The organism is Pontibacter sp. HJ8 (assembly GCF_054824225.1).
Window position 1 is genome coordinate 1 of the sequence record NZ_JSYF01000350.1, and the last position, 11,652, is coordinate 11,652.

General features: G+C 53.0%; 7 protein-coding genes. 1 reads left to right on the forward strand and 6 read right to left on the reverse strand.

Annotated elements, in window-relative coordinates; genetic code table 11:
- On the forward strand, positions 1 to 206 hold a 206-nt coding region (locus OB13_RS15045; protein WP_461490994.1), incomplete at its 5' end, for a hypothetical protein.
- A gap of 274 nt (positions 207 to 480) precedes the next feature.
- Here OB13_RS15045 and OB13_RS15050 read toward each other — a convergent pair.
- The 6 genes from OB13_RS15050 to OB13_RS15075 form a co-directional block, all read right to left on the reverse strand.
- Positions 481 to 855 (reverse strand): VanZ family protein, encoded by a 375-nt coding sequence (locus tag OB13_RS15050; RefSeq protein ID WP_461490995.1) that lies wholly within the window; start codon positions 853 to 855, stop codon positions 481 to 483.
- Positions 856 to 874: 19 nt separating this feature from the next.
- Positions 875 to 1,255 carry a glycine cleavage system protein GcvH gene (gcvH, locus tag OB13_RS15055; RefSeq protein WP_461490996.1) on the reverse strand — a complete coding sequence of 127 codons (381 nt, stop codon included), beginning with the start codon at positions 1,253 to 1,255 and terminating at the stop codon, positions 875 to 877.
- A 60-nt stretch (positions 1,256 to 1,315) separates the two neighbouring features.
- Entirely contained in the window at positions 1,316 to 8,287 is a 6,972-nt protein-coding gene (sov, locus tag OB13_RS15060) for a T9SS outer membrane translocon Sov/SprA (RefSeq protein WP_461490997.1), read from the reverse strand.
- A 233-nt stretch (positions 8,288 to 8,520) separates the two neighbouring features.
- Positions 8,521 to 9,114, reverse strand: coding sequence for a Holliday junction branch migration protein RuvA (gene ruvA, locus OB13_RS15065; protein WP_461490998.1), 594 nt, complete (start codon positions 9,112 to 9,114; stop codon positions 8,521 to 8,523).
- Positions 9,115 to 11,388 (reverse strand): NADP-dependent malic enzyme, encoded by a 2,274-nt coding sequence (locus OB13_RS15070; protein ID WP_461490999.1) that lies wholly within the window; start codon positions 11,386 to 11,388, stop codon positions 9,115 to 9,117.
- On the reverse strand, positions 11,381 to 11,652 hold a 272-nt coding region (locus OB13_RS15075), incomplete at its 5' end, for a hypothetical protein (RefSeq protein WP_461491000.1). The genes OB13_RS15070 and OB13_RS15075, both read right to left, overlap by 8 nt.

Below are 11,652 nucleotides of genomic sequence, written 5' to 3' on the forward strand. Positions count from 1 at the left end.
CACCATGTGGTCGAGATGAAAGAAGAACTGGAGAAGATCAAAGAGCAGATCAACAACATCCTCTAGGTATAGCGTTTACCTCAAAAGAAAAGGTCGTGCCTGTTGTTCCATGTGAGCAGCAGGCACGACCTTTTTTAGGTATAGTTTGTATCCTGTACGATGCAGTGGCATTGCCCTGTTTGGAAAGGCGCGGGGCCAGCTTCTGAGCCTGTAGCCGCTGCCATACCTTGCCTGCCTGTTGCGCCTGTAGCGCAAGGGGGCTGACAAGCAGCAACCAGAAAGCCGGCAGCCAGCGCATCAAGTTGAGTTAGTAGAGGGGCAGCATACAAGAACGCTGTGATGGTGAAAGCCTGCAAAAGAGCCGGCACAAAGACAAACGTAGGAGACGGCGGATTGCCTGAAAATCAACTGTATGCTAAAGGGGAGAGCAGGAAAGTTTTGTACTAAGAAGAGCGGAGGTATGACAACCTATCAGCAGGCTTATTGCTGGTAGATCCACTTGAAGAGGACGATCCCTAACAGGCAGCCGATGGTGTTGCTCAGCACATCAATGATGTCGCCCTGGCGTCCGGTAATAAAGTAATGCTGCATCAGCTCGATAAAGATGCCAAACATGGTGCTGATCAGCAGCGCAGTCCGGATCGCGTAGTGCTGCAGCTTGAGGTAGGTATGCTGCTTTTTGAGGCCCACGATCATGAGGTAGGCGAGCACGGCAAAAAGGAAAGCGTGGGCAAAAGAATCAAAAGAAAAGAGCTCCCAAATGGACAGGGCGGGCATAGAAGATGAGGGCAACAGTGTTGTGATCATAATCACTGCTGCCCACATGAAGGTAAAAAGGTTATACCTTATTATCAAACCTGCTTCTATACGGAGGTTACTGACCGATCAGTTCGCGGTACGCGTCGGCTGTCAGAAGGCCTTCCACTTCGCTTTTATCGTCTATTGACATTTTGATGATCCAGCCATCGCCATACGCATCAGAGTTCACCAGCTCAGGGCTGCCATCCAGTTTGTCATTGAACTCCAGCACAGTGCCGCTCAGGGGGCTGAACAGGTCAGAAACTGTTTTTACAGCTTCTACTGTACCAAACACCTCGTTCTGGCTGATCTGCTTGTCTACCGTATCGATGTCTACATACACGATGTCGCCCAGTTCGCTCTGTGCAAAATCAGTAATGCCAATATAGGCTACGTCACCTTCAATGCGTACCCACTCGTGGTCTTTCGTATATTTTAGGGTTTCAGGTAAATTCATTCGTTTTTTCGGTTGATTGATGATGGTTCAAAAATACGGTCTTTTTCGCAATGCAAAAAATTATTCCAGACTAACTCGTAACTGGATGCCCCCTTCTGTGACACTGTTGCGGAAGGAAGTCGAGATTTTCGGATCCGATACCGTGCGCAACACATAGAACTGGATGTTGACACGCTGGCTCAGCACATAGTCCACTGTCGGGCGCAGCTGCAGCTGCTTGGTGCCGTTGGTGATCTGGTTCTGGCTGATCTCGTTGCCCTGCTCATCGCGGGCAATGGCACGCTGTACCGTCTGGTTATCGCGCACAGAGAAGTCCATCCGCATGGTCAGCTCATTCTCCAGCACCTTGCGCTCTCCCCTGATCTTGAAAGGTATACGGAAGTTGTTGGTGCTATACCCAAAGCCCAGTGTATAATCTTTCACATTTGTTTCGGTCACCTGGGCGTTGGTCAGGTTCAGCGACAGGTTACGCTCCATCTTATACCCTAACCGGCCGGTCAGGTTGGTGTTCGTCCGGAAATTTACCCCCAGCAGTTCCAGGCGTTCCGATACAGTCAGCTGGCTCACGATGTAGTAGGGGATCAGCTGCCCGAATTCGTTCTTGTTGGTCGGGTAGCCAGCCGGCGCCTGCTCGTAAGCCAGCGAAGTCGTGAAGCTGGTAATGTTATAGCTGGAGTTGTAGGAATGCGTCAGGTTGACCTGGCTGAACCATTGTTTGAAGAATGCCAGCTGCGAGAGGCCATTGTAGTCCACGCGCCAGTTCGGGATAGGCATGCGCTTGAACGGGCTGCCTGACTTGGCCTGATAGCCATTCACATCGCGGCCCTGGTAGGCATACAGGAAGGACTGAAGCAGCACATCCTGCGAGTTCAGGGTATAGCCGGAGTCGCCTGCTGCGGTATTGGCATTGGTCAGCTTCTCCCGCACATCGCGGCGGTTGCGGATAAAGTCTTCGAAGGCAGCAGATGTGCCCCCGGACGATGACTCAAACATGGTATTGAGCGCAAAGAACGAAGTACTGAAAGAGCCGGTGTTGATCGGGTTCTGACGCTCGTTAACTGTGCCGGTATTTCCAAAATCATCGAACTCTTTCCGGTAGAAAACTTCCTCGATCTCAGACATGTTGTGGCGCGCGTCCAGCTGCAGGTTGAAATTACGGAAAGGCTCCAGGTTGGCACGTGCTGTAAAGGTTTCGGTCAGTATGCCGCTGAATGGCGTGTTGAGGTACTGGCTGCTGTCTGTGTACCAGCCATTGTTGTAAGCTCTGTTGTAGAGCTCATCCAGTTCATACTGGCGGCCCAGTATAAAAGGTAAGCCAGGGGCATCAAATCCCTCATCAAAGCCGAACATTTTGGTGCGCGGCAGGTAGCCTGGTAGCATGGAGCCCCTGTTTTGCAGGTAAGTGAAGTTGATGGAGCGGGTCATCATCAGGAAGCGGGCCAGGGACTTGGCTACTTTCATATCCGACTTTTTCTGCACGGTCGAGTCGCCCGGCGCCGGTACGACAGGGCCTCCCTGGGGCGTTGCCGGCGAGTTCACATCTTTCAGAAACTTCACCTTGTTGTAGAGCTTCACCATGTCGAAGCGTCCGTTTACGCTGAACTCTGTGCTGTTCTCGATCGTGTTACCCAGCTGGAAGTTGGCATCCTGGTTGAGCGCCGTAGAGCCTGCTGTCCAGATGTAGGTCACCGCATAGCGTGTCTCAGCACCCAGCCAGTCCGTCAACGGAAACTTATCGAGCGGCACTTTGTAGTTGGCAGCGATCAGTTGGTTGAAGTTGGTGTTACGGCCAAAGTTGCGCAGGTTGTTCCAGATCACTTTGTTCTTATACCGCAGCGAGTCCACATCTTTGTCAATGCGGGCATCGGGCTCGTCTACCACCGCCCGGTTCGTGGCCGTGTAGTCAATGGAGAGGCTCTTGCTGATGTCCCACTTCAGATCGTAGATGCGGTTGAAATAGAAATACTTCTGGAACGTAGGCGCTATGTCGCGGGAGGTGATCAGGCCGGTGCCCGGATCGCGGCGCTGCAGGAACGTTTCGTTATACCTTCTGTCCAGGTCAGCGCGGAAAGCGAAGCGACTTGGCAGCGGCGTAAAGTTCAGGTCCTTGATCAGGCGCATATACGGCGACTTCAGCGCCTCCACTTTAGCGAAAGGCTCGTAGTTGCGTGGCGTATTGGTATAGGTATAGGCGACAGCACCGGTATACGTTTTGGTGTAGTCGCGGTCCGTATCGATGTTGGTGAAGAGGCGCTCGGCATAGGAGTAAGAGAAAGAAAGGTTCTCTATGTCGTACGGCTTCACCTTGGCTTCGGGGTTGGTGCGTTCCTTGCGTACATTCAGCAGGCTGATACTCTTGCGTGTTTCCCGTGTACTCACTTCCTGCCGGTACTCCTGCTTGCTGTCTCGCGTCTCATACCGCGTCAGGGATTCTTCCAGCGGCACGTCCTTGTCCAGCGGATCAAACTGCGGATCACTGTTCATGGTGCCATACTGCACCGAAACCGGCACCTTGATGCCCAGCTTTTCGGGCAGGAACTTGTCGGCTACGATGTTGGCGCTCACGTCGAACAGGGCGGTGTTTTCCCGTGCCCGCTGGGCGATCTTCTGCTGCAGGCCTCCGAAACCAACCGTGGTATAGCTGCCGGTGGCTGTGATATTGGCAAAGTCAGCAAGTTTGGTATTCAGACGGGCATTCGTAGCCCACCCGGATTCATTCCGGAAGTCGGTCACACGCAGCTCATCCACCCACATACAGATAGAGTGTGCCCGGGTATCCTGGCCCGGTACGGCCGGATTGCGTATGCCGATCATCACACTCTGTACCTCGCTGAAATCCGGGTTACCTACCACACGGATCACTTTGCCATTAACCGTTACCTCATACGGGCGGCGGTTATCCCAGCCTCCCTGTACATTGTTACGGGCCACTTTGGCGTTTACAAAATCTTCCAGGGCGATATCGATTTCATTCTCTGCCAGCCATATACCTTCTCGGGAAGTGGTGCCGGGCTGCGTAAGCTTTAGCGGAACCACGTATTCGTAGTAGTTCTGGGTATAGTCCGTACCGATCCGGATGAAGGCCTGCACATCGTCGTCACGCGTACCCGGGTCGCTGGACTGCGCATGCAGGAACAACTTCAGGCGCTTGTAAATGAGCATGTCGATGGACAGGTTCTTGTAAACGGCTTTGGAGAAAGAGTCTTTCAGATCTTCCACGCAGAGTTGCAGCGATTGCTCGTTCTGGCGGCGGTCGTTGGTGGCGGCATAGTCGCGGAGTCGCTCTATACCTGGAGGCATGGCGTATGGGATGCTTGTCTCGCTTCCCTGTTCTCCGTTTTCCTCAATGTTCACCGTCGAAACAGTGAAGGAGCGGGCATCATCGGTACAGGAAAGGCAGGGGTTGCCGTCCGTGATGGGCTGCAGGAACGTACGCCACTGGTTGGCCACAAACTGGAACTGCACAAAGCGCAGCACCACCGGGTCGGCAAACTCAGTCATGTACATACGCATAAAACGGATAGACTTGAAGCCGCTGATGTTGCCCACATTGCCGGTTGGCTGGCGCACCGGTACCCGGAACTGGTACCAAGTCACTTTTTTGTTGGGGTCCACAATCTGATCCACGATGTAGTTCTGCCCTACATTCATCTCACCCGGCTGCAGCTTGATCTTGTACTCGTAGTACTGCTCCAGGTCACTGATCACGTTGTCGCGGTTCAGGTCTTCTTTGTCAGGAAAGGCATAGTTGGAGAAACGGCTTTGCTCCGGCGAGTTGTTCTCCATGCCGTTAAACTGCTTGTAGCGGGCCAGTATACCTGCATTCTGCTGATCGTAGGAAGCATCCAGGTGGTGCAGGAAGTTATCGGCCGAGGGGTCATTCCGTACGCCCTCCGGTGCACCGCCCGGTATTATGCCCAGGAAGGAACTCTGAAACTCTTCCCGCTCCCGCGCATCCCCTAAGCCATCCAGGCCGATGTCCTGGAAGGACCGGGCGCCGGGTACGGCAGAAAAAGCATCTGTCAGGAATTGCTGGGTAGGCACACGCCCCCAAGGAGTCTTTTGTGTATTCTGGTTATCAGTAGCTGAAGTAGGAAGGCCGTTCTCGAAAGAATAGCGGTTGTCTTTGAGGATGTCTTCTGACACACTGCCCAGGTTGAGGACCAGTTCGCCTCCCTCGTTGCTTACAATCGGATTGCCTTCGGCATCTTTCCGACCGTTCTCACCGGTGATGAAAGGGTCCAGTAACCAGAACTCGATGTATTCAATATTGGCGTTGTCAAAATCTGTGTCAAAGGTGATCTCCCGGCTGATACCGCCCCAGTTCTTGCGCGGATCGTCCAGTAGCCTTCCCTGTGCATCCAGTCTTGTGTTATAGTTGTATTGGCCGCGTTCACGTGGGTAATAGGCCACGTCGAAGGTATACTCGTAGGCATTGGCCACCTCGCGGTCACGCCCCGGGAATACCTCATACCTGTCTATGGGGCGCACGTAGTGGTTTGCGAGTTCTTCTTTGGTGATATTGCTGGGCCGGAGCCCATCGCTGTCACGGTAGTAGATCTGATCGATGGTATACCAGGCCAGGCGGGCGCGGTTATACGCATAACCGAGGCCGGTGCCGGTGGCAAGCGGGGCAGGAGTGGCCGCCAGCCGCCAGGTCGTATTGTTGAAACCTCCCAGACTGAAAGGGGTTTCTGCGCCTTCAAAATCATCCAGGTAAGAAGTGCCGTCCTCGTTGACAGATGATTTGGAATTAGCGGGTACCAGCTGGGCAAATTCACCATTGAACGTGATGCTGGAAGGCGCTTTGGTCTGAATGAACGGGATCATGTCCGTCATTTTGGTCAGGAAGCGGGACTCCTTGTTCAGACTCACATCCAGGCCGTAGATGGTGTTGTTGGTTGGTTCGTCGCCTATACTGACACGGTTGATGTACGGCTTCTCGTTGATGTGCAGCACGGTACCGCCCAGGTTCAGGTCGTTGTTCACCCGGTAATCAAACCGGGCGCCGAGCAGGGACCGGGGCTGAATGTTGAGCAGTTCGGCTTTCTCATAGGTCACCCGCAGGTCGCTGGCAGAGGCGATGTAACTCGGGTTCAGGATCTTGATACGTCCCAGGTCATAGAATACCTGGTAGTCGCTGCCTTCCTCGAGGCGCGTACCCCCGGAATAAACCGCTACGGAGCCTTCTGCTATCCGGAAGCCGGGCAGGACGATCTCATCGGCTGAGCTGGCCTGCAGGCGCCCTTTCAGGAAAAACTTAGCTTTGATGGCGTTCTGCTGCGCGTCTGTCTGTGTCTGCTCATACAACTCCTGGAATACGTAGCGGTCGATCAGATCCTGGCGGCCGGCAAACTTGGTGGCCAGATAGCTGCCAAACGGCTCTACTACCGGGAAGAAGATCCGGCCTGTCTCCGGATCGATGGTGATGCCGGGCAGGAAGTCAAAGTTGCCATCCCGGGGTTTGTCGTTGTTGCTGTTTACATTGTCGAGGTTGAGCACTTCGACCAGCGGCAGGTTCTGGATCGGGCTTGGTTCCTTGAGGCTCGTAATATCAACGCCTGTTTCATCATCCTTGTAAATCACCTGCAGCTGAAAGTTTTCGCGAGTAACCTGAGTGGCGTCGAGGCTATACACGTTTTTCATCATCAAATCCCAGGTCGGATAGTCCAGGGCCGGATTGGTGGCTTTGAGCAACTTCATGTGGATGATCTGGTCATCGCGCAGGTTCTGGTAATCTTCGAGCAGCTCGCCTACCTTGTAGGTTTTGCCATTGTAGGTATACTCAAACGCCACACCCAGTACCTGGTCCGGGAGCAGGGCAGTGGTCAGGGAGATGTACCCTAATTGTGGGTTGAACTTGTACTCGCGCGGGTCCAGGCGGCGGGCGCGTACGTGCTCAAAGTCCACGGCCTTCTGCAGGCCTAGGCTCGTGAGGTAATTGTCTACCTGGTCGTTGTCCCGTGCCTGTCCGTTAGTGGCGATGAGGCTATAAAGGCTGTTGGCATCGTTGGCCGCCGGGGCAGCAGGGTTTCGCTCAAACTGATCCCGGTAGGTGTTTGCTTCCCCCAGGTCCATGTAAGCCACCATGTTGCGCAGGTTTTCGGTCGTGCGGTTGTTGTTGGTCACATAGAGCTCCAGGCGCCTGATCACAATGCCCGAGTTGACGAGCGGCAGGTTCTGGAGCGTCTTGTCATAGCGGTCGCGGAAGAACTGCGACAGGAAAAAGTGGCGGTCCCGGTCGTACTGGTCTGCCCGGATCTCGAAAGGTTTGTTCTGCGCCCCGTTCTGGATCACCACTTCATCGTTGCGGCCGCGCAGGTTCGCCGCAATGGCTGTCACCCCCAGGCGTCCGAACTGCAGCTGTGTTTTAATACCGAAGAGGTTTTGGGCACCCGTGATCAGGGAGTTGTTCAGCGGAAGGCTTACGTTACCCGCTTCTACCTTCCGGATGATCTCTTCTTCATACCCGGTATAGTCCAGCTTCATGTTGTTCTCAAACTCGAAGTTGGCATTGTTGTCCCAGTTGAAGTTCAGGCGCATTTTTTCGCCGATCTTACCCACCAGGTTCAGGGAAATGTTCTGGTCAAAATCAAAGTCGCCGGTGCTCTGCTGGCGAAGAGGGATAGAAGGGTTCTCGTTGCGGTTGAAGCGGGCCCCGAATTTCAGGGACACGTTACCGTTTGGCTGGATATCTACAAAGTTGCCGCCGAATATCCTGTCGAACATCGGGCTGATGTAGATCTTGGGCACGAGCCTACGGCCGCTTACGACACTCTCCCCGTCCAGGCCGGCCGACTTGCTTCGCCAGTAGTCCCGGATGGCCTGCTGCCGCTGCCATTTGGAGTACTCCTCCCAGGTCATGGCAGAAGGTATACGGTAGTTTATTTCACCGATCCGCTCGTTGATGTTGTACTGTTGCAGGCTGTCGTCCAGTTGTATGTCCAGCTCCAGGTTGGAGGGCTGGTTCAGCAGGAAGGGAGAAGAACTGGAGCGGGTGCCAAAGGGGTTGCCGATGCGGTCACTGGGCACAAAGGTAGGCCTCCGGCTGGGTATATACGGCTGCAGCCTGGAGGAGTCCCTGGGTATAGTGTCCTGAACTATAGTATCCTGTACTAATAAGTTTGGAAATATTAAAGACTTGAATCTGCTGTTTGCACGTGCCTCTTCCGCATACGACCACCATGCAAGCAAAGTGATAGCAGTAACCATTGAAAACAGCAGGCTGCTTTTTTTACTAATCCAGATCAAGTTAGGCTATACCGTTAAGAAGACTTTAAGGCAAATTTAATAAGCTCCTCTACACTTAGGATTCTGTCTTCGCGCTTTATGATCGAATCCAGGGTTTTCTCTGCCACGTTCTTGGCAAAGCCTAGTGTTACTAATGCTGATAACGCTTCTGCGCGTGCTGTATTGTGCGCTGAAACAGGAACCGGAGTGCTACCAGCCAGCATTGTTTCTTTCTTTATTTTATCTTTTAATTCCAATATGATACGCTGGGCCGTTTTGGCTCCTATCCCTTTTACATGCTGGATCGTGCGGACATCCTCCCGCACGATCGCCTGCTGTATTTCGTCCACCGACAGCGAAGACAGGATCATAAGTCCCGTATTGGGCCCGACCCCCGAAATGGAGATCAGATGCAGAAACGTTTCCTTCTCAGCTGCCGAAGTGAAGCCATACAAGGTATGGCCATCTTCCTTGATGTGCAGGTAGGTGTGCAACTTACAGCGCTCCCCGTCTGGCAGGGAAGAATACGTGCTCAGCGATATTCGGATCTGGTAACCTATGCCATTCACATCGATAATGACATAGGTTGGATCTTTGACTGCCAGCTTACCATCGATATAAGCTATCATCTATATATGTTTATTGTTGTAGTTCTGAGCATCTACGACAGCAATGGCTACCATGTTAACAATTTCACGGATAGAACTGCCCAACTGCAGAATGTGTACCGGTTTGCGCATCCCCATCAGCACCGGGCCGATGGCTTCCGCGCCACCGATTTCCTGCAACAGCTTGTAGGCAATGTTGCCGGATGTCAGTGTAGGGAAGATAAGCGTGTTGGCGCCTTTCTCAGCCAGTTCGCTGAACGGATAGTGCTCGCGCAGCAGGTTGCGGTTCATGGCCGTGTTGGCCTGCATCTCGCCGTCAATCAGCAGGTTCGGGTAACGCTCTTTCGCCTTCCGGACGGCCTCCGCGCCTTTATTGGGTATGTCGCCCTGCACCGAACCGAAGTTCGAGTAAGAAAGCACTGCCATACGCGGCTCGGTATCGAAAAAGCGAACGGCACGGGCTGTCAGGCCAATGATGTCGACCAGTTCATCCGCGGTCGGGTTCACATTCACGGTTGTGTCGGCAAAGAAGTAAGGCTCTTTCTTGCTCAAGATGATGTACATACCTGCCACCTTGTTGATGCCCTCTTCCACACCGATCACCTGCAGTGCCGGCAATATGGTTTTGGAATAGTCGCGGGTAAGACCTGAAATAAGGGCATCGGCCTCGCCAGTTTCAAGCATCATACTGCCGAAGTAGTTGCGGTCCCGCATCAGACGGCGGCTGTCAAACAGCGTCAGGCCTTTGCGCTGGCGCTTCTTGTAAAGCAACTGGGCAAACTCCTCGCGCCTTTCGTCTTCCTCGTATGGGTCAATGATCACACAGTCGTGCAGGTCCAGTTTGCTTTCTTCGATGATCGCTGCAATCCGGGCCTTATTGCCCAGCAGGATCGGGTTGGCTATACCTTGTTCTTTGACGATCTGTACGGCCTTCAGAATTTTGTAATTGTCGGCTTCCGTGAACACAACCGTCTTCGGATTTTCCTTTGCCTGGTTTGTGATACGCGTCATAAGCTTCTGGTCGATGCCGATGCGCTCCTGCAGCTCCTCCTCATAGGCCATCCAGTCGGTGATAGGCCGTCTGGCTACACCACTTTCCATCGCAGCCTTGGCCACTGCCGGCGACACGGTGGTGATCAGGCGTGGGTCAAGCGGTTTCGGGATCAGGTAGAAGCGTCCGAAGGAAATGGTGTTGTCTCCGTAGGCTTTGTGTACAATATCCGGCACAGTTTCTTTGGCCAGGGCGGCCAGGGCCCGAACAGCTGCCAGTTTCATGGCTTCGTTGATCTCGGTAGCGCGCACATCCAACGCCCCTCTGAATATGTAAGGGAACCCCAGTACGTTGTTCACCTGGTTAGGATGATCCGAACGGCCCGTTGCCATGATAAGATCTTCCCTGGTTTCCATGGCCACAGCATACGGGATCTCCGGGTCAGGATTGGCTAGTGCAAAAATGATCGGATTGGGCGCCATCAGCTTCACCAGCTCCGGGTCCAGTACGTTGCCAGCCGATAAGCCAATAAACACATCAGCGCCTTTCATGGCATCTGCCAGTGTATTGAGCTTACGCATGGTTACGAACTGGGCCTTGTAGATGTCCAGGTCGTTGCGCTCGGGACGCACAATGCCTTCCTTGTCAAACATCACGATGTTGTCGAGTCGGGCACCCAATGCGACATAGAGTTTGGTACAGGCAATGGCTGCTGCCCCTGCGCCGTTCATCACGATCTGTACCTGGGAGATATCCTTGCCGGTCAGTTCCAGCGCATTCAGCAAGGCGGCTGAAGAAATAATGGCCGTACCGTGCTGGTCATCGTGCATGAGCGGAATATTCATCTGCTCCTTCAGCGCAAGTTCTATCTTGAAGCTTTCCGGTGCTTTGATATCTTCCAGGTTGATGCCTCCAAAGGTAGGCTCCAGTGATTTTACGATGCGGATAAATTCTTCCGGATCGGTGCAGTCGATCTCAATATCGAAGACATCTATACCTGCAAATTTTTTGAATAGTACGCCTTTGCCTTCCATGACAGGTTTAGACGCGTCAGGACCAATGTTACCCAGGCCCAGCACGGCTGTACCGTTGGAAATAACCCCTACCAGATTTCCTTTGGCAGTATATTTATATACGTTCTCTTTATCTAGCGCTATTTCTTTGCAAGGCTCAGCAACTCCAGGAGAGTATGCCAGGGCTAAGTCATGCTGGGTGCTCAGCATTTTGGTCGGCACTACTTCTATCTTGCCGGGTTGCCCCTGCATGTGATAGTTAAGTGCATCTTCTCTGTTAATTTTAATCATGGTATGCGTTGTTGTATTGTGTCGTGTGATAGCTTCTCAACCGGGTTAAAATAAAAGTACCGATGGCTAGAGCTAAAAGCCAATTTCCTAAGATTTTATGGTTAATCAAAGCCGGAGCCTCCAAAGATACAAGCTGGAAATACTTAATGCAGCAGAAGATCAGGTTTTTTAATAAGAGCGCCTGCTTCAGTTGCCCATAAGCCAGTTTTGTATAATTATAATATAGGAAATTAGCATACCTGAAAAAGAAGAAGCACCCCTCTG

Bases quoted from the DNA above. Each gene is read 5' to 3' on its own strand.
- gcvH (WP_461490996.1), bottom strand. From the start codon at position 1,255: ATGAATTTACCTGAAACCCTAAAATATACGAAAGACCACGAGTGGGTA.
- ruvA (WP_461490998.1), bottom strand. From the start codon at position 9,114: ATGATAGCTTATATCGATGGTAAGCTGGCAGTCAAAGATCCAACCTAT.
- OB13_RS15070 (WP_461490999.1), bottom strand. From the start codon at position 11,388: ATGATTAAAATTAACAGAGAAGATGCACTTAACTATCACATGCAGGGG.